Origin of the sequence: Sulfurimonas sp. (assembly GCF_047622445.1) — a bacterium.
Taxonomy (GTDB): Bacteria; Campylobacterota; Campylobacteria; order Campylobacterales; family Sulfurimonadaceae; genus Sulfurimonas.
Genome location: NZ_JBLHOE010000003.1, coordinates 11,850 through 35,261, shown reverse-complemented (window position 1 = coordinate 35,261; position 23,412 = coordinate 11,850). Strand labels below are relative to the sequence as shown.

Here is a 23,412-nt window from a genome sequence, read left to right as displayed (position 1 = left end):
CTTATATCATAATTATTGCAGCAATAAGAATATTTACTACAGCAATTGGCATTAATACTTTCCAACATAACCACATCAATTGATCCGGTCTAACATCAGGCCATGCAGCTCTTGTCCATAAGAAAAAGAAGAAGAAAAATGCAACTTTACCTAATAACGCTAGAGCACCTAAAAATGAACCATCTCCATATCCACCAAGAAAAAGAAGTGGAATTACAAATGAGATAAAGAACATGTTTGCATACTCGCCGATGAAGAATAGACCCCATCTCATACCAGAATACTCAGTACCAAAACCATCAACAATCTCGTGATCATTTGCAATAAGGTGGAATGGTGTACGACCAGTCTCAGCAAATGCAGCAATCCAAAATAAAATAAATGCTACGAAACCAACACCGTAAAGATTAAAAACCATCCAGCCATTTTCTACTTGATACTCATTAAAGTCAATAAGAGATAATGAACCAACCATCATAATTGGAGCAAGTATTGATAAACCAGTAACTACCTCATACGAGATAAATACAGCAGCACCACGAGCAGCTGAAAGTAAAGAGAACTTATTAGCTGAAGCCATACCACCGAGAAGTGGACCATAAAGACCAACTCCCATCACTCCTAATATATACAATATACCAACATTGATATCAGCAATAATTGGATGCACTGTATATCCAAAAATTGTAAATTGAGGTAAAAACGGAATAGCTGCTGCAGCTATAAAAGCAGTTGCTGCTGTTATTACTGGAGCTATTTTAAATATAGGTGCTACAACATTTGTAGGAACAATATCTTCTTTTGTAAAAAGTTTAATTGCATCTGCACCAAATTGTAGTAAACCGTAAGGTCCGACATTCATTGGCCCAAGACGTCTTTGCATAAATGCTAGAACTTTTCTTTCAAAATAAGTTCCTATACCTGCTAATGCAGAGAATACAATCATAACAACAACGACTTTAATAATCGTTTCTATTAAATATGCTACTTCCATATATTACACCTTTATAATCGAAGCTGTAGCAAAACGGTAACCGCTAAACAGAGCTTCTAAATTTAGATTTGAATCAAATGAAGGGATAAGAGTAATATCTCCAGCAATTTTATTATCACTAATAATAGTTGCCGTTACTTCACCGTTGTTACTCTTCACTTTTACACTGTCTCCAGCGTTAAGTTCTGAGTTACTTAAGAATTCTTCACTCATGTAGATACCACTTTTCTCTTCTAGATACGTAGTTTTATTTGTAAAGTCATTAAACTGTCTCACAGGGTTTGCAAGATAGATAAGATTTTCATTCATAGAAGTTTCTTCATCAATTTTTGTAACACTTTCATCTGCTGAAGATTTTCTACCCATGTTTTTAAGCTCATACCCACGCATCTCTTCACCCGCGTTTGTATAATAATTTGGAAGATCATCAAAGTTTTGAGCTTTAAAACCTTTAGAAGTTGGTAATTCACTTGTATAATCAATCGTATTCTCAGCAACTAAACCAAGAGCATTTGCGATATCATTTAAAACATAACCACCGTACCCAATTGCTACATTTGTAGGGTTCACTCTTTTATTTATAGAAGTAAGTGTTCCTTCTTGCTGATTAATTGCTGGCATATCTAAGTCACCATTACCAAGTGCTGATAGAGTAAAATTACCCTTAGTGTTGTACCCAATAGAGTAAGACCCAGCTTCATCTGATAAAGTGTTGATAAGTGAAACACCTAGAGTATTTGTAAGAGTTGGAATCATTACAATTTTAAACTCTGAGTATTTTTCAATTAAAGCAACTAATCTTGCACAGTTTTTAGCATTTGGATGATTATATAAATCAGCTCCAACTACTAATGAAAAAGTTTCTTTCTTCTTCAAGAATTTTTCTAAATTTTCAGTAAAAGCTTCAGGCGCTCCAACAAGTGAAAGAAGTCTGTTATCATCAACTTCAACATCTTTACTTACTTTTTTAGGAACCATTTTAGATTTCTCTACTTCCACTTCCTCTTCTTCGCCAGTTTCTTCATTAACTTTCATCTCTTTAACAATCTCTATAACTTTTTCTTTTACAGTTTCAGTCACTGTAATAGTTTTCATAGAATGAAATGATGCTAAATAATCAACAATTTCAGAAGGTAAATTTTCTTTATCTGCAAATAAATCAAGAACAAGATATAAAGCCGCTTCTTCTTGAAGTGGTTGATGCTTAATACTCATAAGATTTTTACCCATGCCATCAATAATTGGATCACTTACTGGGTGGAAGTATAAACCTGCACCTTTGTTTACTGTAAGAGAATTATTAAAGGCATATCTAGCATTTGGGTTGTCTGTTTTAAGAGCAGCTCCGATAGAAACTATAAAGTTACTACTTGCCATTTCTTTTAAATCTGACCCATATAAACGATTTCCACTTAATGTCGCATAATTAGCTAAAAATGATTGAAAAGCTTTTGCTTCATCATTAACAAGCTTATAACCAAATTTATCTTTTAATTGCTCAAGTATCAATGCTTCTTCATTTGTAATTGTTGAAGTAAAATTAATTGTATCTGCTTTTTTAAACGCTTCAATAGCAGCATCAAACGCAGCTTCATCTTTAGTTACGTCAGTATTTTGATAATCAAATCCATATCTACCAGCACCACAAAGTGAAACATAGTTCCATTCATTCATTACACGGTAGATTTTATCTTCAGGGTTTTCTATACTTGTTACTTTTTTCTCATAAGAGATTTGACAACCAGCAGAACAATGACCACAAGTAGCTGGAACTTGTTTTAATTCCCAAGCATTTGCTTTATACATAAACTCTGTATCTACAAGTGCTCCAACAGGACAAACTGTTGCACACTCTCCACATGAAGTACAATCAAGAACATCTGTACCGTTTGTTAAACCGATAACTGACTTGTTGAGCTTATTCCACATTGCATATGCATCTTTTGGCATTTCAGCCTTATAATCAGCAGCAAGTGGATCACCACCACGAGCAATAGTAGTTAAAGAATTATCACCAATCATATCCTTACAAGCAGTTACACAACGCTCACAAACAATACAAAGACCCGGATCGTAATGTAAGTGTCCCCAATCGTGTGAAGGTCTTGCAACATCTTTTACTGTATAACTTTGAGAATCAACTCCAAGTTCTAATGTATAGTTTTGTAACTCACATTCACCAGATTGATCACACACACCACATTGAAGAGGATGATTTACATCATATACTTCCATAATAGCACGGCGTTCTTTTTCAATATTTTCAGTTGAAGTAGTAATGCTCATTCCATCTTTACTTTTTGCATTACAAGCATATGCTTGTTTTCCATCAACTTCAACAAGACATATACGACATGCTAGTGTCGGACTACATCTTGTTAGATAACATATTGCTGGAATAAAGATATCATTCGCACGAGCAGCATTTAAAACAAATGTACCCTCTTGCGTTTGAATCTCTTTACCATCAATATTGATTGTAATATTACTCATTTGTTACTCTCATTATTTTGGATTTTTCAAATCTGTATAGACTAGAGTCTATTGCGATATCAAATGTTGGATTTAAAGCGATAGTCCCTTTTAAATCTTCATCTAATTTAAACTCTCTAGTAATCGTACGTGATCCGAAATTTATTTCTACCTTTTCACCATCAGATATTTTTGCAATCTGTGCAAATTGAGCAGAACCTCTTAACGATGTGTCACGTTCTAACTGCTTTGTAGTGTTAGTATACGCATTAAATTGTAAAACTGGATTAGAGTGATAAATAACAGTACCGTTAAACTCTGCTAAATCTTCTATTTCTTCTAATGAACCATGCATCTTACATTCAACTTCATCAAGGATATAACCTCTTTCGTCATCTCCATATACAGATAAAAAGTTTTCTAATGCATCAAACTCAATTTTTTTGAATCCTGATTTTACATCTAAAGATGCAGTACAGTCAATTGTATTTTTATGTTTAATACCACAAGCCTCAGCGATATCACGTAATGTATAACCATCAAAATCAAGTGCAACATTTGTTGGAAGTACTTTGTTGTCAATACTTACAAATGTTCCCTCTTGCTGATTTAATGATGGAATGCTTAAGTTTGCAAACTCTAAAGATGAAATAACAAAATTTCCTTTAGCGTTATAACCGACTACATCATCAGCCATATCTTCATCCGCGTCAAGAGAATTGATAAGTGATACACCTAAAGTATTTACTTGCGCAGGCACAACAACTAAAGAAAATTCACTGTACTTTTCTATCATTGCTGCAAGTTTTGCAATATTTGTCGCACGTGAATGTGCCATCATATCTGAGCCAATTATAAGAACACGATTCTTAGCACGAGTAAATGACTTCATCATAAATGCAAATTCTTCTTCACCGATATTGCTCTCAGCACTTAAGTAGCCTAAATCAAGATCATTAAAAAACACTCTTTCTTCATCAGATAAGTCTGTATCTTTTAAAATAGCATTCGCTAGAAGAGCCATAACACCTTCTTCACTTGCAGCTTCGTATTTTAAAAACTGTGTTACAGTATTTTTCATCAGAGAATCTTCAATAGGATGCGCATATACAATTTTTGCACCATTGTGACGTGATGCTGTCGTAAGTGCATACCGTACAGCTGGATTATCTGTTGCTATTCTTGTACCAATAACTATAGCTGCATCTGCTTGTTTTATTGCATCAAGTGAACCACTATGATGTTTTTTACCACTAACAGAGCTATATGATTTCATAAAGCTCGCATATAAACGTGCATCTTCATTAAAAAGTTTCATTCCAAACTTTTCTTTAAGTTCGCCTAACATATATGCTTCTTCGTTTGTAATCATTGAAGAAAAACGAATAGCTTTAGCAGACTCAATTGCTTCAACAGCTTTTGCTAAATCAGCTTCATTTTTAGTAGCTTTATTATCAAAATCAAAACCAAAACGTCCAGCTCCACAAAGATTTGTAAATTCAAAATTATTTTTAACTCTGTAGATACTAGCATCTCGTGTTATTCCTTCATCTTTGACTTCATACTCAAGTGAACAACCACCAGAACAATGGGCACAAGTAGCAGGTACTTTTTTAAGTTCCCAAGCATTAGCAGTGTATTGAAAGTCTGAACTTATAAGTGCACCAACTGGACATACAGCGATACATTCACCACAATATGTACAGTCAAGCTTATCAGCATTTTTAGGAATAATAGTAGAACCATATCCACCAAATTTCACATCAATTGCATCATCGCCAATTACTTCATTACATACATGTACACATTTCTCACATAAAATACAAAGTGATGGGTCATAATTAATAAGTCCCCAGTTTTCTACCTTACGAGATACATCTTTTGCAGCAAAATTTTGTTGTCCAACATCGAATTCTAAAGTTTTATTTTGAAGATCACATTCACCAGATTTATCACATACACCACACTCTAAAGGATGGTTTACATCATAAAGCTTCATAATGTTCACTCTTTCATTTTCAAGTAATTCAGAGTTAGTCGTAATTGCAATACCTTCAGTTGGAGGTGTATTACATGAAAGAACTACACCATCAAGTCCCTCAGCTTCAATAGAACACATTCTACATGAAGCACAAGGTGTAGTTTTAGAGATGTAACACATAGTAGGAATATAGATGTCATTTTTACGCGCGACTTGTAAAATAGTCTCGCCTTTTTGGCCCTCTACATTCTGGCCATCAATAGTAAAATTAACTGTTTTACTCATATCCAACCTCCTACGCCTGAACCATAGCGATGTAGTAACAACGCATACAACGATCAGCTTCACTCATCGCTTCTTCTTGTGTATAGCCCAGATTTACTTCAACATTGTTAAACTTTCTGATATCTACATCAACTATTTCTGCTTGTTCACGAGGAAGTCCTGGAAGCCAGCCAACAATTTTTTCTTTCTTGTTGTAAACTTTTAGTTTAGCTAAATGGTCTTCCATAATTTCATCATCAGTTAAAGTCACTTCACCCGTATGTACATATCTACTTATAACAGATGCACCACGAACAGCTTGACCAACAGCATTTACTATTGTCATTGGACCATATTCACAGTCACCTGAGGCAAAAATACCTTTACGAGATGTCATGTAGTCTTTACCATTTGTTTTAATCGTTGCCCATGAAGTCATATCCAAGCGCCAGTCTTCTGGTAAAAAATCTAAATCAGCAGATTGAGAAACCGCAGGGATAAGATAATCCACTTCTATATTTTCAGTAGCTCCATCAATTTTTACAAGCTGAGCACGTCCGCCATCAGGATCAGGAACAAGCTCAAACTTATCAATATCAAGAGATTTTAAAATATCACCTTCATCATTCATCTTGTTAACCGCAGAGTGGAACATAAATTCTACACCCTCTTCAACTGCTTCATGATACTCTTCATACGTTGTATTACGTATAATAGTTTTTTCATCACGACGATACACCATAATAACACGAGAAGCACCTGCTCGGATAGAACAACGAACTACATCCATAGATGTAAATCCACCACCAACACAAACAACTACTTTACCAGTTAAGTCAACAAAATCATCTTTAAGCATCTGTTGTTTTTGAACAGATATAGGTGTTTTAATATCAAACTTCACATAAAGATTTACCCAATCAAGAAAATCAATAGCACCCCAATAACCTTGTATTTCTGCTCTTTCGTTATCACAACGAACTTTCTTTGAAATACGAGTACCTGATGCAATCATAGTCGCATCATATTCTTTTTCAAAACGTAGCATATCATCTACAGATACCTTGTGATTCATGATAAAGTTTACACCCATATCTTTTACACACTCAATATCTTTTAGGTACTTATCCCATGGCATACGGTACTCTGGAACACCAACAGTAACTTCACCACCAAGAACGGGAAGCTCTTCATAGACATCAACTTCAACACCATCCGCTGCAAGGTAGTATGCAGTGGTAAGACCAGCAGGGCCACCACCAATTACAGCTACTTTTTTACCATTACTTGGTTTTTGATCCATTGGATGGAAAAAGTCATAACCATGATCAGTTTCCCAATCAGCACCAAGACGTTTAAGCGCCATAATTGAGATTGGTTCATCAAGGTTTGTTCTTCGACATGCATCTTCACATGGATGGGGGCAAACACGACCACAAACGTGAGCGAGTGGCATAGTTTGACGTGTTGCTTCAAGAGAATCATCAAAACGTAAATCTCTTACACCCTCAATATAACCAGGGATATCAACATGAGCAGGACAAGCATCTGTACATGGTGCTGTAATTTTTGCTATATAGCTTGCATCTTTGTCGTAATGCTTTGATGGTTTTTGATTGTTGATACAATCCATAAATACATCTTCAAAGTGTGTCATTAAATCAAGTATAGGATTTGGAACAGTTTTTCCAATCTCACACTTTGAAGTAATTTGCATACTTTTACCAATCTCTTTTAAGTGATCTAAATCAGCCACAGCACCTTCGCCACGAGCAATCTTATCTAACTGATCATATAAAATTTGTCCACCCCATCTTCCGGGTGCACATCTTCCACAAGCTTCAGAGTAAACTTGATACTGCGCTGCATATTCCATTGCAAGACGAATAACATCCACATCTTCATTAAATAAAGATACACCATCCCAACCTATAAAAGCTTTAGAATCTCTATGGTCATCGTATTGTGCTGGTAAGTTATATGCTGATTCTGCCCACTCTTCTTCAGGTTTACCAACATTGTTAATCAGTTCACCATTCCAAGTAGAAAAATAGACTTTACTCATAACTAATTCCTATCTTTTTGTTACGACAGTCCAATCGACTTCGTTAAATTTTAAAGAGTTAAGTAGTTCATACCCACACTCTTTTACTAAATCTGCAGATTCTTGAACAGATGAAAAATCACCTATTTCAAATAAAAAGATCGCTATTTCACCGGCTTTATGTGTACCAAGAAGTTCTTTCATTCTTGGTTGAAATTCTGTTTTTAAATGTCTTAAATCATATCTTTTCATTATCTATCAACCTCACCAAATACAATATTAGTAGTACCAATAATAGAAACAACATCTGGAATATAATGACCAGGTAAAAGGTCTGTTAAAATCCCTGTATGCCAAAATGATGGAGCACGTAGTTTTAATCTATATGGATATGGTCCACCCTGAGAGTTTATAAAGAAACCAAGTTCACCTTTTGGAGATTCAGTTGCAACATACACTTCACCAACTGGTGGTCTCATACCTTGTGTAACTAAAACAAAGTGTTGCATAAGTGAATAATTTTGAGTCATAATATCTATTTTTGGTGCTGAAATATATTTAGGTGCGTGAGCCATTAAATCAGTTTGTCCATCTTTTACACATCTTTCATACATTTCTATTGTTTGGTAAAGAATTTTTGCAGATTCTCTCATCTCTTCCATGTATACACGGTAACGAGCAAAGTTATCACCTTTGTCAGACCAAGGAACATTAAATTCTACTTCATCGTATAGCTCATATGGCTCTTCTTTACGAAGATCCCACTGTACTCCAGAAGCTCTTAACATTGGACCTGAACAACCCCATGATAGTGCCATTTCTTTGGAAACAGTACCAACTTCCTCCATTCTCATTAACCAGATACGGTTAGAATCAAGAAGATCCTCATAATCTTTAATATTTTGAGGAAGCTTGTTTAGAAAAGTTCTTAACTGGTGTAAAAAATCATCTTGAATATCTAAAGGAACACCACCAATACGAATTGCAGCATGCGTAAGACGCGCACCACAATATCCTTCAATAATATCCATCAAATATTCTCTTTCACGGAATGCGTAAAGAAAAACTGTCATTGCACCAATATCAAGAGCTGTTGTAGCTAACCAGAAAAGGTGGCTCATTAAACGGTTAATTTCTAAAAGCATCATACGAATAACTTTAGCACGACGAGGAACTTCTAAACCGATAAGTTTCTCAACTGCTAATGCAAATCCGTAATTGTTTGAAGATGAAGCGATATAATCCATTCTATCTGTTGTTGGCATGAATTCATTATAAATCATGTTTTCAGCCATCTTTTCCATACCACGGTGAAGATACCCAATATCTGGATGAGCTTTTACAATTTGCTCTTGCTGAAGGTGAAGCATTAAACGTAACTGACCGTGAGCAGATGGATGCTGAGGACCAAAGTTTAGTACGAGTTCATTATCATCTCTATCAAATGTAATATTTTCAAAAAATGGTGTTAATCTATTTTTTACTTGTGCCATATTTTACCACCCTATCTTTGAGGATCATCAACAATTGTTGATTCATCTTTATCATATTTTTTAATTAAGAATACGCCACCTTCTTCTTGGTACGCTTTCTCAGTTTTAGGTTCATTACCTGTAATCTTAGTTCCCTTAGGTACTTCATGCCCTAAAAGTGCGAAACGCTCTGAATCATATCTATCGATTCTTGCAGTATCACGGAGTTCTGGGCCAATTATTTCCCTTGCTTCTTTTCCATAAATCTTATCTACTTCATACCACGCAGCAAATTCATCACCGATTAATGGATATGTTTTAAGAAGTGGATTTCCTTGCCAGTCATATGGCATAAGAATTCTTTTCATAAATGGATGGTTATTAGCTTCGATTCCAAACATGTCAAACATTTCACGCTCTGACCAATCAGCTGATCTGAAAAGTTTTTCTACAGAATCAACAGCTTGACCATTTCTAATAGAATATTTAATACGAATACGCTTGCGCTTTGTCATACTTAACATTTGGTAAAAGATTTCAAAAGTGTTATCTTTTGCTATCCAGTCTATTGCACTCATTTCAGTGAGTTGCGTATACGTTAATTCATCTCTCATAAGTTCAAGTACGCCATAGATATCAGAAGCATTGATATAAATTACCATTTGCCCCACTTCTATGTAAGAATCATTTACTGTAAACTTAGACGATATTGCTTCTAAATCTTTAGCAAAAACTTCATCACTAGCAGCATCTTGGCGAGGAACCTGAGGAGACACGTAAAATCTATCTGTATAGTATGCTTTTGCTTGCACATTATCTTTAGGCTTATACGCTCTCATTACATTAACCTTTTTGCTTTTTGCGCTTTAGAAGCATGATTAGCACGGATTTTTTTCTGTAATAGCATTACACCATACTGAAGCGTTTCAGGACGAGGTGCACAACCTGGAAGATATAAATCAACAGGGATAATTCTGTCACAACCTTGAACAGTTGCATATGTATTAAACATACCACCAGTATTTGCACATGAACCCATTGAAATAACCCATCTAGGCTCAGTCATTTGATCATATAAACGCTTAATAAACTCAGCGTGTTTTTTTGTAAGTGTTCCAGCAACTATCATAACATCTGCTTGACGTGGTGAAGCACGAAAAATCGTACCATACCGGTCAAAGTCAAATCTTGAAGCTCCAGAAGCCATCATCTCAATACCACAACAAGCAAGACCATAAGTAAGAGCCCAAATTGAATTTGAACGACCCCAGTTTACGATTTTATCTATACTTGTTAGTGCAACTGGAAGTCCACCATCTTGTGAATAATTTACTTTATGTTGTGCCATTCAAGTGCTCCTTTTTTCCATGCGTATACAAAACCGATAGTTAATAATAATATAAACATTAACATCTCAGCAAAACCAAACCATCCTAAAAGTTTAAAATCTACTGCCCATGGGAACATAAACACGATTTCAACATCAAAGAGTAAAAATAAAAGTGCGAACAGATAAAACTGTGGCGAAATTCTATTTGGTTGTCTTGTTACTTCTGGTCCACATTCGTAAACCGATAATTTAATTTTTTCGCTATCTTTTGCAGCTAATGCACGAGATGCTAAACGCGCCAATACAGTTGTTGCATAAAATGCACCAAATGTGATTACGAACAGTACAAATACACCAAAATACGGATTTGCTGTAGCAATATGATCCATATAACCTACCTTTTTATAAGAACTAAACCCCTGGAATCAAGTTCTTTTTATATTTGTTTTCATACATATGCAGACCTTAACTAGGAGCTTAGATCTGTTTTAGGGTATGTAAGAAAAAACAGTTACTTGCACTATAACTAAAAGTGCTTTAAAAAAAAGAAATTTAGGAGATAAAACGAGGTACTAGTGTCACTAATTTACACACTGTTTTTTTTAAGGAAGAAGTTGCTATATAAAATATTTAGAACAATATTTTATATAGCATTGTTTTAAAATATTCTCTGAACCTCTTTTCGTATTGAGGTTCTAATTTCACGAGATTTATCTATAAATGCACGTCTATTTAGCATCTTGTCAAAATCATTATTCCATCTTCTAGCTTCTGCTTTTAAGTCTCTCTTGTCAGAAATTCGATCTCTTTCTTTTTGTACTTTTTTAAAATAGCTTCCATCACTCGAAGCTTGAAGTGTTACGAAAAGACCCGATATTACGACTAATTTCAATATATTACTTTTCATAGAAAATCCTTTATTCTTTATATGTGGGATTATTACACACTTAAGGACAAAAATTGATTTCTACCTGTATAAATATTCATCAATTAGAACATTTACACACTTATTACTTTAAAAAACCCATTGATTTTTCACTGTCAAAGTTACCATCTTTTTCTCTATTTATTTCATTAATAAAATCTTTTTGATAAAAAATTGGTTTTTCACTTACTGCAACTTTATATGCTGTATTTTTTACAATTAAATTAATTTGACCACCTGTTAAAGAGTACTTTGCAAGTGCGGGTATATCTATATCTTTATCATATGGTGCATCTGCTGGAAGCATCATTTCCCAAAGCTCAATTCTTTGTTGTTCATTTGGTTTTTTAAATTCTATCTTATAATTAAATCTTCTAGAAAATGCTTTATCAATATTTTCAAGTAAATTTGTTGTAGCTATCAGCATACCTTTGAAGTTTTCGATTTGCTCTAGAAAAATATTTTGCATCTGGTTGTGCATTTGATCTGAACCTGTAATATTTCCACTTGAACGAGAACCTAAAAATTGGTCTGCTTCATTAAGTAAAAGTATCGGTTCGGATTTCGTCTTCTCACTTAGATCATAAAAGGTATCAAAGATTTTACGTACATTTTTTTCACTTTCACCAACATACATAGAAAGAATTTTTGAACAATCAAAAGCTAAAACCTGACGTTTAAGTGATTTAGCGAGTGAATATGCTGTCATAGTCTTACCAGTCCCAGCTGCACCATAAAAAATGATTCTCGCATCTATTCCACTCTTTTTGTCTTTAATTCCCCACTCCACTAAACGCGCGACTACTTCTTTGTCCATTTGTCTCATGAGGTTTTCTAGTGTTTCCTCAGTTTTTTCGTTTAAAACTACATCATCAAGAGATGTATCAGGTTCTATGAGTTCAAAAATATCTTGTTCATCAATGAGAGCATTGAGCTTTAAACGTCTTACTTTTTTATTCTTTTGTGGGTGAATTATACTTTGGAGTACCTCATCAACAATGTAAAAAGCACGTGATATTCCACCAAAAGGATTTAACATCTCTTCATAATCAATAATGCCAGCATTGATTAAATTTGATCCATCTTCAAGAAGAGAACGGTTTTTAATTCTTTCATATTCATCAAGTGAAATGAGTTCTATAAGAGCATTCATTTCACGCAGAGAAGTATCTGTTGCGCTATATTCTTCACGTAAAAGTGCTATAAAAATTACCTGTTCTTTTAGTTCCATCTTTTTTTGTTTAAAAAATTTATCTAAAACGAGTTTTTCAGATGTTTGTTCTACTCTCTCTTCAATACGTTTTTCAAGTAAATTCAGCTTATTTTGTGTTCTATCTATACCCAATGAATGCTCATGAACATTTTGACGAATCGTACTCATCTTTTGGTATAACTCAATTCTAAAAAATTGATCTTGTAAATACTCTAAGTGATCGCCATAAGGTTTAATATCTGGTAAATCAGATTCTAAGGTACCCATTTCTAATAGTTTCAAAAATGATGACGAAAGTCCCACTGATGTATTGAGAAGCTCTATGGATGCTACCTCAGAAATTTTAATCGGTGTAAAACTTTGTTGATGTAACCAACCCAGTTCTAAAAGTTCTTTAATCTCCGATAAATTATCAAGATATTCGTATTTGTCACTTGGAAATAAATCTTGTAAAATATCTAACACTAATACATCATCTTCACCAGTCATATATTTTTTAGCTAAATCCTGAAGTATATTTGCTTCTGTTTTCGAACATTTTAAATGTTCGAAGATTACAGACTTTTCTATATCTTGCGCAGAGATAAAATTTACTAAACTTTTCATTCTTTTCTTTTGCCTTTTATTTTACAAATGAGTAAAGTAACTCAATCTCTTCTTTCCAAATACTCTCATCAATTGTTTCTAACACAAGTGGAATATCATCCATTCTAGAATCATTCATAATAAATCTAAAAGCATCAAGCCCTATTTCACCACAACCAAGTGAATGATGTCTATCTACACGACTTCCAAGCGGTGGCTTAGAATCGTTTATATGCATGCCCATTAAATATTTTGAACCAACTATTAATTCGAAATCACTCCATGTTTTGTCATAAGTTTCACGAGTTCTTATATCGTATCCCGCTGTAAACATATGACATGTATCAATACAAACACCTACACGGGATTTATCTTCAATTCTATCAATTATATATGCTAAGTGCTCAAATTTATATCCAAGGTTTGTTCCTTGACCCGCTGTATTTTCTATCACCGCTTTTACATTAGTAGTTTTATCTAGTGCGTAATTTATTGATTCAGCTATAAGGTCTAAACATTCATTTTCTATTTTTTGTACAAAATCGGGGTCTCTTTTTTCTGCTGCTTTAAATTTTACTAAATGACTTCCTGGGTGAAAATTCAATCTATCAAGACCAAGTGTCTCACAACGTTCCAGTTCATCTATGAAAGCAACTCTACTTTTTTCTAATTTCTCTGCATCAGGATTTCCAAGATTTATGAGATAAGAATCATGAGGAAGTATATGTTTAGGTTGAATTCCACTTTTTTCTAAAACATCAAACCAAGTATCTAAAGTTTTTGCATCAAATGGCTTTGCATCCCATCTTTTTTGATTTTTTGTAAACAAAGCAAAAGCTTTAGCTCCAATCTCATTTGCGTTATTAACTGCATTAAAAACTCCACCACTTGCACTCGTATGTGCTCCAACAAATTTAGTATGTTCTTTCATCTACTTGGTATCCTTGATTTTAAAAATTATTTTATTTTTTGAATCTTTAAAGAAAATCTCTTTATCATTTACTCTATATTTTATATCTACATCGTCATTTACTATCTTTTGCTCAAAACCTGAGTCTGTCTTAGATTTTGACTTTCCATCATAAATCTCATGCCCTAATAATATATTTTGTAGTATATCATCTGGATATGAATGATGAAGATAATCCTCATTAAATCCACCCTTACTCATACAGCCCTCTTTTACACAGATAAGATGGTTAATCTGTATTTTTTGTACTGCATGACCAGCAATAAACATCTCAAGTTCTATCGCTTTATCAGTACTTCTCAGGTATCCGATATCTGCAAACTTAATTTTCAAAGATTTTATAATAATTATTTTTGCCTGTGTTTTTTCATAATTTTTTATACTACAAGCACTCAAAAAAAGCATGAGAATCATTAAAATATATTTCATAATTGAATTGTAGCAAGATTTTTATGAGATATTTAAAAATTATTCTTACATCTTTAATCTAATATGTTTTATTTTGATACTTTTTTATTTTCATAAGCTAAAATATAATAAGAATATATTATATTTCAGGAAAAAATATTTAAATTAACACCAGCTTAGGACCATATTTATTCTGTGCATAGTACAAGCAAACCTAACTTTATAGGATTAATTATGACAAAAGATGAACTTAGCGTACACAACGGTCGCAATGGCAAGAAAGCGTATATTGCTTATAAAGGGAAGGTATACGATGTAACTTCGAGTAGTCTATGGAAAAATGGAGAGCACGAAGGTATGCATAATGCTGGATTGGACTTAACCCCTATGATGGAAAATGCACCGCATGGGGATGATGTTTTTGAAAAATTTCCAGTTGTCGCAGTCTTTGAAGAAGAAAAGACTTTAACTCATACTAACAAAGAATCAAAAAAACTTTTAAAAGAGAGACTTAGAGTCTGGTATAAAAAATACCATCCTCATCCAATGGTATCTCACTTTCCAATAGTCTTACATATTTTTGCAGCTGTATTAGACATATTATTCTTTTTTAATCCAAAAGAGGCTTATGCTCTCCCAGTATATTATACTTTTTTTGTCGCCACTGTCTTAGGACTTTTGGCTATGATAACAGGCCTTTTAAGCTGGTGGATTAATTATAACCTTTCAAAAGCTCGCCCCTTTATTATAAAAATCATTGTTTCATTGATAACACTCTTACTTGGAATAATCGGAATTATGATTTACGTAACAAATCCAAATGTTGTTTATGATCTATCTGCGCTAGGTATTACCTACCACTTCATAGTCCTAGTTACAGGTATAAATGTCATCATACTTGGGTACTACGGAGGTAAAATAACCTGGGGAGATAAATCTAATTACAAAGAAGAAGAAGAAGAAGAAGAAGAAGAAGAGGTTGTTAGCAAAACAGTTAATTCTATAAAACCTATTGTAGGCAAACTTCCAATTGCCAAAAAATTTGACCTTCCTTTTCTATCTGAATCCACTTTAAAGCCCGTAAAACTATCAATAGAGAAAGAAAAAGATAATGACAATAAATCCACAAGTATTTCTATACTCATCGGAGGAGCGGCAGGTACAGGAATTGAAACTCTAGAAAAAATCCTAAATAATTCTTTGAAAAATGCTGGATATTATGTATTCTCTAGCAAGGAGTATATGTCAAGGGTTCGCGGTGGAAGTAATACTATACTAATTCGCATCTCTGATTGCCCTATTAAAGCGGCGTGCTGGGATGTAGATATATTTATTGCCATAGATAATCTAGCTTTAAAACATGCAGAAAATAGATGTACAAGCTTGACACTTATTTTAGCAGATGAGATATCAAGGGATAAAAATTCTACCTCTATTGCTATAAAAGAAACAGTTAAAAAGCTTGGTAACCCACGTTATGCTAATACCTATATTAGTGGTGTGATTTTTGGATTACTTAACATTGAAGCAGAACCTTTATTGGAAAGTGTAACTAAGTATTTTACTGAAGATAAAAAAAATGTTGAGGCAGTTAAAATCGGCCTTCAAACAGGAATGAAACTAGATAGTTCAACCTTACCCAAGATTCCAAGAGTGTCTAAAGAAGAAGTTTCTAAACTTCACCTGATGGATGGAACAACAGCATCTGGATTTGGTTTTTTAACAGGAGGATGTAACTTTGTCGCTTCTTATCCAATGTCACCTTCTACCGGTGTCTTAAACTTTATGGCATCCATGTCAAAAGAATTTGACATAGTAGTAGAACAAAGTGAAGACGAAATAGCATCTTTACATATGGTGCTTGGAGCATGGTATGGCGGAGCACGTGCTTTAACAACTACATCTGGGGGTGGATTTGCTCTGATGAGTGAAGCTTTAAGTCTCTCAGGTATGAGTGAGACACCAGCTGTAATATATCTTGCTCAAAGACCAGGTCCAGCAACCGGGATGCCTACGCGAACAGAACAAGGTGATTTAAATTTAGCACTTCATTCAGGTCATGGAGCATTTCAAAGAATCTTGTTAGCACCAGGTAATCTTAAAGAATGTATTGATTATGCCTACCTTGCCTTTGAGTTAGCAGACAGATACCAGTTGCCTGTTATATTTTTAACTGATCAGTATTTAGCTGATTCTATGTCAATGATTGAAGATGTTGATTTTGCATCCTATGAGCAACGCCGTTACATTACAAAAACAAAAGACACATATAAACGGTATATAGATTTAGATAATGGTGTAAGTCCGAGAGGAATTCCAGGTTTTGGTATAGGACTTGTCTGTTCAGAGGGTCATGAACATGATGAAAGAAGTCAAATCACTGAAGATTATAACAAACGAGTACAAATGGCCTTAAAACGTTCAAAAAAAGAAACAGCATTAATAGAAGAAGCTATCCCTCCAAAATGTTATGGAGATGGAGATATTGCAGTTATTGGCTGGGGATCCACGCAGGGTGCTATTTCTGAAGCCTTGAAGATGATTGATGATTCTCACTTAACTCAGGTTCATTTTACATGGATACATCCACTAAACCCTGAACATCTGAACTTTCTTAGAAATTATAAACATATAATAGTTGTCGAGAACAATGCAGATGGAGCTTTTACTCAGAGACTAAAAATGTATGGTATTAAAATTGACAAACAAATTTTGCAGTTTAATGGCTTCGCTTTTTTTGCTGATCAGCTTAAAGATATGATTGTAAAAGTTTTAAGGGAGTTATCATGAGCAATTCATTTAATAGAGAAAATGTAGATGTAGCATGGTGTCCAGGATGTGGTAATTTTGGGATATTGAAGCTAGTCACAGAGATTCTTGCTGAATTAGAGGCGGACAAAGGAAGTACGGTTATCGTTTCAGGAATTGGACAGGCGGCGAAAACGCCCTACTATATTGATGTAAACATGTTTGGTGTCTTACATGGGAGAGCTTTACCAGTTGCAACAGCCCTAAAAGCCGCTAATCCACAGTTAACAGTCATAGCTGAAGGTGGCGATGGTGATATGTATGGTGAAGGTGGTAACCATTTTCTTCATGCGATTCGTCGTAACGTCAATATCGTTCACATTGTTCACAATAATATGGTTTATGGACTTACTAAAGGTCAAGCTTCACCTACAAGTCAAAAAGGTTTTACAAGTAAGGTTCAGGTTGATGGTGTCGGTAGTGAACCTTTTAATCCTCTAAGTGTTGCGTTAGCTTTAAAAGCTGGATTTGTCTCCCGTGTTAATATAGGAGATATTAAACATGCAAAAGAGATATTAAAAGCCGCTTTTTTACACCCGGGATATGCTCTTATAGATATTTTACAGCCATGTGTAGTCTTCAATAAAACCAATACATATAAATGGTTTAAAGATAATAGCTATATATTAGAGGACTCTCACGATAGTAGTAACCTTAGTGCAGCTATCCAAAAAGTACTTGAAGGAACACCAATGCCTCTTGGTATAATTTACAAAAATATTAATAGCACTTTTGAGCAACGTGTACGCTTTGGTAGTATGGAACCTTTGTATGCCCATCATCACGATTTAGCAAAAATACAAGAGCAGTTTGATAGTTATTGATTTTTAAAGGTGTCTAAAAAAATGACTTCCTGTCATACAATGAAGTATCTATGAATTTATACATTATAATAGTTATAGTAATATCATAGTGGCCATCTTTTGAAAAGTTGATACCATTTTCTAAAATATGGTTATATACTGTATTTAGTATTTTAAAAAGCTCTGTTGAGCCTCCTACATCAGGATGAAGCTTTTCTTGCTAACTCTTTGTACATTTTCTTAACCTCATTTATACCGTCTATACCTATGAACTCATTCTCAATTTGTGCCTGTATCATCTCTTGTCCTTTAAATAAAAAATTTACCTTTTTGAAGATTGTTGAGGGGATTGTTTTTTCTTCTAAACTTCCTAATTTTAGGAATTTCAAAGAAATCTCTTAATTTTTTAAAATTATTTATTTTGTTATAGTTATGCTGTATAGCAAAAAGTAGGGAATTTAGAAAAGTCTTATATGAGAGATGGTGTTAGAGGGAAAGATAATATTTGCTCTAATAATCTAAGACCAAAATAGTGTAAGTCAAGTAGTTAAATTTTCACACCCAAGCATAGCCTGGGAGAAAAAAAGCAACTTAAATAAATGCTAATTGTAGTTAATAACTTCTTTAATAACAGCACCATTGCTTCGTTTTCCTTTTATAATAATGCCTGATGGAGGAACACCCCAGTCATCAGTTATCAAACTATCAATTAATGCTTTTCCTACAAGACCTTTACTTTCTAAGTTTCTGAGATTAGATATAAAACTATCATTTTCTTCAAACTCACTCATGTCTCCATTAACATAACGAACTTCTATTTTAATCATAATTTACCTTTTAAATTTTTAGTCCAAGTATTCAGGATGTTTTTGTAAAATATTATATGCTATATCTTGAATATTGTAGGCAATGTCAGTGCCATAAGGTAATCCAACATTTGACGGACGATAAACTAACCCCTTTGTAGATAAACCATTTATTACACCATCAGAAATATTTAAATATTGAGTTCTTTTATTTTCTGTAAGATAGTATCTTAATATATCTTTTTCATCATTTGTCAATTGTTGTAAAAATATATTCATATTCTTATTATTAACATATCCAATATATTTATTCTTAAAAAAATCATATATAGGTTTTCCAATGATTGTTCCAAATAAGAAGAATAATAAAACCGCTATCGTTGGCATTAAATTAAGTAGCAAACTTTCTATCTGAAAGAACTCTACAAGAAAATCATTTTTTGAAACTATAATTAAAATTACACAGAATATAAATAAAGATACTTGTTTTTCTTTTGATAGTGAAACCTTATCAATTATACTATCTAAATTCATATTAAGCACCTTTAATAACTTTTATCTCTTCATCACTAAGTCCGTAAAGCTCATAAACCATACTATTAATCTCTTTATCTGTCGTTTTAATTTGAGATTTTAAATCTAACACTATTCTAGTGTCATTTTCAAAAAGTGCTTTCCACTCATTTTTAAAGTTTTTTTCTTCAAGTTTATCCACAAATTTTAACTTCTTAACTTTTTTATATTCTTTTACAAACTCATCAAATTTTTGTAATTTTTTAGGTATTTTTTCAAGCTCTAACTGATTTAATAAGTTTTGATATTCTGCCCATCTATGAGCAACTATACTTTCATCTCGTTTGATACTTTTTAAAACTGATTTTTGGAACATAGACACTAGGCGATACCTTAAAGAATATTTTTTAATTATTTATAGTATTTTAGCTAAATTGAGTGAAAAAAATGTAGAAGTTCAAACGATTAAAAAACAATAAAAGTCAAAGAAGTCGAAAAATTGGCTACCAAATCAACATAGATAAAAATGTCAATCTGCCATATAATTAATATTCTCTCAAAAAATCCCTTATTATTCATTAATAATAGTAGTAGTTTACAACATTACAAAGTGTATAAAAAATAAATACACCTTTAAAATAACCGTTAGAAGGGGCTTATTTTTTGAAAATACACATTGATATCGATTGCTTCTTCGCAAGTGCTGCTAGAATTGTTGATCCCTCCCTTGAGAATAAAGCCATGGCAATTGGAGGGAGAAGTGATACAAAAATATTCTCGCGTGAAGCAAAAAAGCAAACTGTAAACTTTGAAAACTCCGGTTCATTTGTTCCTACATTTTATAAAGCCTATGAAAAGAGCGATGATGACATAAATGCGTTTAAAGATGCGGATGGTCGTATTCGTGGTATTCTTACTACATCTAGTTATGAAGCAAGAAAGTATGGTATCAAAACTGCGATGAGCATTAAAGAAGCATTAGAGTTATGTCCTCACTTAATCATAAAAGCACCAAATATGTCCCTTTATCAAAAACTCTCCCATGAACTTCACCAATTCTTATGCGCAAGGATTCCCCTAATTGAGCAAGCCAGCATTGATGAGTTTTATGGAGATGTATCTGGATGGATAGAAGATGAAGATGTACCTCAGTTCATAGATAATCTTCGACATGAAATCAAAAAAGTCTTAAAATTACCAGTATCCATAGGCGCTTCAAAAACAAGATATATTGCGAAGCTTGCAACTACATATGCGAAACCATTTGGATGTAAAATAATCAGAGAGCATGAATTTGACGCTTTTATCAACCCAATACTAGTTGGTAATTTTGCGGGTATTGGTAAAAGCATGAAATCAAAACTGGCATCAGTTCATATCCATACACTTGGAGAGTTAAGACAAAGACGAGGAACAGTTGAGTCTTGGGGACCATATGCAAAAGATTTATATAATCGAGTGAGTGGACTGAGTGATGCGCCAATAAAAACTACACATACAAGAAAGTCCATTGGTATTTCAAGAACTATAGATCCTCTACATGATAGAGTTGAACTTAAAAGAAGAGTGCATGTACTTGCTCGCCACCTTAGTTATGCCATCTTAAAACTAAATGTTATTCCTACAGTATTTCATCTGGGTATTTCTTATGAAATGAATCAAAAATCGCATAAAAACATATCTTTAGCTGAAGTATTTACTGAAAAAAAATTCGACTCACTTTGTATGCAATTATTTAACGAAGCAGATACACAAAAAAGACTGCATGTAATCAGGCTTAGTATTACGTGTTCTAGTTTTACAAGGGATTCAAAAAAAGAACTTTCCCTTTTAAACTTTTATGATGATCAAAAAATGAAAAAACTTACAAGTTCTTCACAGGAGTTAAGAGAAAAGTATGGGATAGATGTTTTAAAGTGGGGAAGTGAGCTCTATTAAAAAAACTAAGGTACAATAAACTTATGTCAAAACTTTTAAACCAATTTCGTTCTTTTTATGTAAGAAATTACCCCGATGATATGGAAACTCAAATAGACTACTTCGCTGTATTTGGTGGTTTGGGTTGGGATGTTGATACGACTAAACCAATTTCTTATCTTATAGAAGAACTTATACTACAAAATTTTTCTACTCTCAACGAAAAAATCGAAGAACTTACATTAAATGAATCAAATAACAAACGACTTTTACGTGCGCTTGCTATTGGTGATAGACGTATATTTTCTGCTTTTAAAAGAGCTGGACTTAACAATGGAAATGGTGGTGCTGCATTAAACTTTCTTCAAGAAAAAGGTCTTATAAGTATAGAGTACTCACGTGAAGAGCCTGCCCAGAGTCTCAATCCAAAAAAGAAATTAAAACGCTCTATTGCAAGACATAGAATCTCACATAAAGTACTTTTCACACAACCATTTATTCGATTTTGGTTTTATTTTATAGCTCCTCATACGAAAGATATATTAGAGAAAAACTATGAAAATTTATTTAAAGACTTTGCACTCAAACAAAACTCATATACTAGTTTAGTATATGAAGAACTCTCAGAATTATTACTTAACTACCATATTCGTGATTCTCAAATTTTAAGTTCTGGAAGTTATTGGGATGCGAATATTGAGATAGATATTCTCACAATTACCGATGATGAAAAGATTTATGTTGGCGAATGTAAGTGGACAAACCATCAAGTGAACAAAAAAGAATTACATAAGATACAAGAGAAATGTGAGAAACTGGAAATCACACCGACTCAAATAGTTCTCTTTTCTAAACGGGGCTTTTCTAAAGAGTTAACAAACTTAAGTGGAAAAGATTTGGCACTTTACTCTTCTTCTGATTTTGCAGCACTTGTGAAAAACATATCAAAAGAAGAGCTTCTAGAAGAATTTATATAGCCAAAATTCTTTATAAACTATAGCAGCACTCTTAGACGAATTTATTTAAGAAACAACACGTAGAGCTGTATAGGCTTCTTGAAGAAGTTGAAACTTTTGTGTGTAATGCTTCACCATATTTGGTGTTTCATGAAAAATCTTATCTGGATGATAGACTTTCGTTAATTTTTTATAACTTTTTTTGAGTGCATCTTGACTCGCACCTACTGGACATTCTAAAATTGTATAAAACTGAACATTTTCATTATCTTCACTCTCTTTACATAAATCCCCAAAACTAAAATTTGCAAAATCAGAATATAACTTAGACATAAAATGATTGTCATAGGTATATTGGATTTGATAATGTAAAATATGACGCTTATTCAAAGCACGTTCCAATCTAGCTTTTGCCTTATATTCTTTCACATCTATGACTAAAGAAACATCTGTTCCTCTCTCAACATACACTTCAAGTTGTGAACGCAGATAATTAATGACCCAAGAATTTGGTGTGTCTAAAGAAATAAGTACCGTATCTCTATCATAAGCATATAATTGAACTTTAACTACTTCAGGCTCTTCTAGTTCTTCAAGTTCAATTTTTATAGGTTGATTCCCATACTTAAGCATAGAACGAAGAAAAAATTCATGAGAAAAATCATTTTTCGAAGCATGGTATTCACTTAACTGACAAAGAAAATCTTCACGTACTTCAGTTAATGTTTCATTTCTAAATACGAGGACTGCCTTTGGTAAAAAAAGCATACCTCTTGCGTGGTGATTTAAAAAATCTTTCATCCAAGAGACATTAAGTGTCTCAAAATCTGTAGTGATAAGGATAAGATTATTGCGTAAAACAATCTTCATAGACCTACCTTGTATTAGATATTTTACATCAAAAAGCATATTTCGTTCCATTGCTTAACTAAATATATATAACTAATTCTT

At 33.4% G+C, this 23,412-nt stretch carries 22 protein-coding genes; 4 read left to right on the top strand and 18 right to left on the bottom strand.

What is annotated here, in order from left to right; all coding sequences use genetic code 11:
• Position 1: 1 nt before the first annotated feature.
• The 13 genes from nuoH to ACI9TV_RS01185 form a co-directional block, all read right to left on the bottom strand.
• A complete protein-coding gene (gene nuoH, locus ACI9TV_RS01245; protein WP_415248943.1) occupies positions 2-994 on the bottom strand; it encodes an NADH-quinone oxidoreductase subunit NuoH in 993 nt (330 codons plus the stop codon).
• A 3-nt stretch (positions 995-997) separates the two neighbouring features.
• A complete protein-coding gene (locus ACI9TV_RS01240; protein ID WP_415248942.1) occupies positions 998-3,487 on the bottom strand; it encodes an NADH-quinone oxidoreductase subunit G in 2,490 nt (829 codons plus the stop codon).
• On the bottom strand, positions 3,480-5,732 hold the full coding sequence (locus ACI9TV_RS01235; protein ID WP_415248941.1) for a 2Fe-2S iron-sulfur cluster-binding protein: 2,253 nt from the start codon (positions 5,730-5,732) through the stop codon (positions 3,480-3,482). Before ACI9TV_RS01235 ends, ACI9TV_RS01240 begins: the two co-directional genes overlap by 8 nt.
• 10 nt (positions 5,733-5,742) lie before the next feature.
• Positions 5,743-7,776: an FAD-dependent oxidoreductase gene (locus ACI9TV_RS01230; RefSeq protein WP_415248940.1), complete on the bottom strand. Its 2,034-nt coding sequence runs from the start codon at positions 7,774-7,776 to the stop codon at positions 5,743-5,745.
• Positions 7,777-7,785: 9 nt separating this feature from the next.
• Positions 7,786-8,007 (bottom strand): NADH-ubiquinone oxidoreductase subunit E family protein, encoded by a 222-nt coding sequence (locus ACI9TV_RS01225; protein WP_415248939.1) that lies wholly within the window; start codon positions 8,005-8,007, stop codon positions 7,786-7,788.
• Positions 8,007-9,248 (bottom strand): NADH dehydrogenase (quinone) subunit D, encoded by a 1,242-nt coding sequence (nuoD, locus tag ACI9TV_RS01220; protein WP_415248938.1) that lies wholly within the window; start codon positions 9,246-9,248, stop codon positions 8,007-8,009. Before nuoD ends, ACI9TV_RS01225 begins: the two co-directional genes overlap by 1 nt.
• Positions 9,249-9,259: 11 nt before the next feature.
• On the bottom strand, positions 9,260-10,066 hold the full coding sequence (locus tag ACI9TV_RS01215) for an NADH-quinone oxidoreductase subunit C (RefSeq protein WP_415248937.1): 807 nt from the start codon (positions 10,064-10,066) through the stop codon (positions 9,260-9,262).
• Positions 10,066-10,575 carry a NuoB/complex I 20 kDa subunit family protein gene (locus tag ACI9TV_RS01210; RefSeq protein WP_415248936.1) on the bottom strand — a complete coding sequence of 170 codons (510 nt, stop codon included), beginning with the start codon at positions 10,573-10,575 and terminating at the stop codon, positions 10,066-10,068. Before ACI9TV_RS01210 ends, ACI9TV_RS01215 begins: the two co-directional genes overlap by 1 nt.
• Positions 10,557-10,946, bottom strand: coding sequence for an NAD(P)H-quinone oxidoreductase subunit 3 (locus ACI9TV_RS01205; protein WP_415248935.1), 390 nt, complete (start codon positions 10,944-10,946; stop codon positions 10,557-10,559). Before ACI9TV_RS01205 ends, ACI9TV_RS01210 begins: the two co-directional genes overlap by 19 nt.
• A 269-nt stretch (positions 10,947-11,215) precedes the next feature.
• On the bottom strand, positions 11,216-11,464 hold the full coding sequence (locus ACI9TV_RS01200; protein WP_415248934.1) for a hypothetical protein: 249 nt from the start codon (positions 11,462-11,464) through the stop codon (positions 11,216-11,218).
• A 103-nt stretch (positions 11,465-11,567) separates the two neighbouring features.
• Complete coding sequence (locus ACI9TV_RS01195) at positions 11,568-13,301, bottom strand: ATP-binding protein (RefSeq protein WP_415248933.1); 1,734 nt, start codon at positions 13,299-13,301, stop codon at positions 11,568-11,570.
• 16 nt (positions 13,302-13,317) lie between these two features.
• The gene (gene nfo / locus ACI9TV_RS01190) at positions 13,318-14,211 is read right to left on the bottom strand and encodes a deoxyribonuclease IV (RefSeq protein WP_415248932.1); all 894 of its coding nucleotides are present in this window, start codon (positions 14,209-14,211) and stop codon (positions 13,318-13,320) included.
• Complete coding sequence (locus tag ACI9TV_RS01185; protein ID WP_415248931.1) at positions 14,212-14,679, bottom strand: hypothetical protein; 468 nt, start codon at positions 14,677-14,679, stop codon at positions 14,212-14,214.
• Between the two features lie 213 nt (positions 14,680-14,892).
• On the opposite strand from ACI9TV_RS01185, the gene ACI9TV_RS01180 reads away from it, so the two are divergent.
• Both ACI9TV_RS01180 and ACI9TV_RS01175 read left to right on the top strand, forming a co-directional pair.
• Positions 14,893-17,448, top strand: a complete 2,556-nt coding sequence (locus tag ACI9TV_RS01180; RefSeq protein ID WP_415248930.1) for a 2-oxoacid:acceptor oxidoreductase subunit alpha — start codon at positions 14,893-14,895, stop codon at positions 17,446-17,448.
• Complete coding sequence (locus ACI9TV_RS01175) at positions 17,445-18,290, top strand: thiamine pyrophosphate-dependent enzyme (RefSeq protein ID WP_415248929.1); 846 nt, start codon at positions 17,445-17,447, stop codon at positions 18,288-18,290. Before ACI9TV_RS01180 ends, ACI9TV_RS01175 begins: the two co-directional genes overlap by 4 nt.
• 179 nt (positions 18,291-18,469) lie before the next feature.
• On the opposite strand, the gene ACI9TV_RS01170 is transcribed toward ACI9TV_RS01175, so the two are convergent.
• From ACI9TV_RS01170 to ACI9TV_RS01155, 4 genes are all read right to left on the bottom strand, one after another.
• Positions 18,470-18,658 (bottom strand): hypothetical protein, encoded by a 189-nt coding sequence (locus tag ACI9TV_RS01170; protein ID WP_415248928.1) that lies wholly within the window; start codon positions 18,656-18,658, stop codon positions 18,470-18,472.
• A 213-nt stretch (positions 18,659-18,871) separates the two neighbouring features.
• On the bottom strand, positions 18,872-19,096 hold the full coding sequence (locus ACI9TV_RS01165) for a hypothetical protein (protein WP_415248927.1): 225 nt from the start codon (positions 19,094-19,096) through the stop codon (positions 18,872-18,874).
• Between the two features lie 18 nt (positions 19,097-19,114).
• Positions 19,115-19,609, bottom strand: coding sequence for a super-infection exclusion protein B (locus ACI9TV_RS01160; RefSeq protein WP_415248926.1), 495 nt, complete (start codon positions 19,607-19,609; stop codon positions 19,115-19,117).
• 1 nt (position 19,610) lies between these two features.
• Positions 19,611-19,964 (bottom strand): hypothetical protein, encoded by a 354-nt coding sequence (locus ACI9TV_RS01155; protein ID WP_415248925.1) that lies wholly within the window; start codon positions 19,962-19,964, stop codon positions 19,611-19,613.
• 287 nt (positions 19,965-20,251) lie between these two features.
• Here ACI9TV_RS01155 and ACI9TV_RS01150 point away from each other — a divergent pair, with 287 nt between their 5' ends.
• Positions 20,252-21,526: a Y-family DNA polymerase gene (locus ACI9TV_RS01150; protein ID WP_415248924.1), complete on the top strand. Its 1,275-nt coding sequence runs from the start codon at positions 20,252-20,254 to the stop codon at positions 21,524-21,526.
• Positions 21,527-21,549: 23 nt separating this feature from the next.
• Complete coding sequence (locus tag ACI9TV_RS01145; RefSeq protein WP_415248923.1) at positions 21,550-22,482, top strand: DUF234 domain-containing protein; 933 nt, start codon at positions 21,550-21,552, stop codon at positions 22,480-22,482.
• Between the two features lie 45 nt (positions 22,483-22,527).
• On the opposite strand, the gene ACI9TV_RS01140 is transcribed toward ACI9TV_RS01145, so the two are convergent.
• Positions 22,528-23,331, bottom strand: coding sequence for a J domain-containing protein (locus ACI9TV_RS01140; protein ID WP_415248922.1), 804 nt, complete (start codon positions 23,329-23,331; stop codon positions 22,528-22,530).
• Between the last annotated feature and the right edge of the window lie 81 nt (positions 23,332-23,412).

Excerpts from the sequence above, each read along its gene's own strand:
- nuoH (WP_415248943.1), bottom strand. The coding sequence starts at position 994 with ATGGAAGTAGCATATTTAATAGAAACGATTATTAAAGTCGTTGTTGTT.
- ACI9TV_RS01240 (WP_415248942.1), bottom strand. The coding sequence starts at position 3,487 with ATGAGTAATATTACAATCAATATTGATGGTAAAGAGATTCAAACGCAA.
- ACI9TV_RS01235 (WP_415248941.1), bottom strand. The coding sequence starts at position 5,732 with ATGAGTAAAACAGTTAATTTTACTATTGATGGCCAGAATGTAGAGGGC.
- ACI9TV_RS01230 (WP_415248940.1), bottom strand. The coding sequence starts at position 7,776 with ATGAGTAAAGTCTATTTTTCTACTTGGAATGGTGAACTGATTAACAAT.
- ACI9TV_RS01225 (WP_415248939.1), bottom strand. The coding sequence starts at position 8,007 with ATGAAAAGATATGATTTAAGACATTTAAAAACAGAATTTCAACCAAGA.
- nuoD (WP_415248938.1), bottom strand. The coding sequence starts at position 9,248 with ATGGCACAAGTAAAAAATAGATTAACACCATTTTTTGAAAATATTACA.
- ACI9TV_RS01215 (WP_415248937.1), bottom strand. The coding sequence starts at position 10,066 with ATGAGAGCGTATAAGCCTAAAGATAATGTGCAAGCAAAAGCATACTAT.
- ACI9TV_RS01210 (WP_415248936.1), bottom strand. The coding sequence starts at position 10,575 with ATGGCACAACATAAAGTAAATTATTCACAAGATGGTGGACTTCCAGTT.
- ACI9TV_RS01205 (WP_415248935.1), bottom strand. The coding sequence starts at position 10,946 with ATGGATCATATTGCTACAGCAAATCCGTATTTTGGTGTATTTGTACTG.
- ACI9TV_RS01200 (WP_415248934.1), bottom strand. The coding sequence starts at position 11,464 with ATGAAAAGTAATATATTGAAATTAGTCGTAATATCGGGTCTTTTCGTA.
- ACI9TV_RS01195 (WP_415248933.1), bottom strand. The coding sequence starts at position 13,301 with ATGAAAAGTTTAGTAAATTTTATCTCTGCGCAAGATATAGAAAAGTCT.
- nfo (WP_415248932.1), bottom strand. The coding sequence starts at position 14,211 with ATGAAAGAACATACTAAATTTGTTGGAGCACATACGAGTGCAAGTGGT.
- ACI9TV_RS01185 (WP_415248931.1), bottom strand. The coding sequence starts at position 14,679 with ATGAAATATATTTTAATGATTCTCATGCTTTTTTTGAGTGCTTGTAGT.
- ACI9TV_RS01180 (WP_415248930.1), top strand. The coding sequence starts at position 14,893 with ATGACAAAAGATGAACTTAGCGTACACAACGGTCGCAATGGCAAGAAA.
- ACI9TV_RS01175 (WP_415248929.1), top strand. The coding sequence starts at position 17,445 with ATGAGCAATTCATTTAATAGAGAAAATGTAGATGTAGCATGGTGTCCA.
- ACI9TV_RS01165 (WP_415248927.1), bottom strand. The coding sequence starts at position 19,096 with ATGATTAAAATAGAAGTTCGTTATGTTAATGGAGACATGAGTGAGTTT.
- ACI9TV_RS01160 (WP_415248926.1), bottom strand. The coding sequence starts at position 19,609 with ATGAATTTAGATAGTATAATTGATAAGGTTTCACTATCAAAAGAAAAA.
- ACI9TV_RS01155 (WP_415248925.1), bottom strand. The coding sequence starts at position 19,964 with ATGTTCCAAAAATCAGTTTTAAAAAGTATCAAACGAGATGAAAGTATA.
- ACI9TV_RS01145 (WP_415248923.1), top strand. The coding sequence starts at position 21,550 with ATGTCAAAACTTTTAAACCAATTTCGTTCTTTTTATGTAAGAAATTAC.
- ACI9TV_RS01140 (WP_415248922.1), bottom strand. The coding sequence starts at position 23,331 with ATGAAGATTGTTTTACGCAATAATCTTATCCTTATCACTACAGATTTT.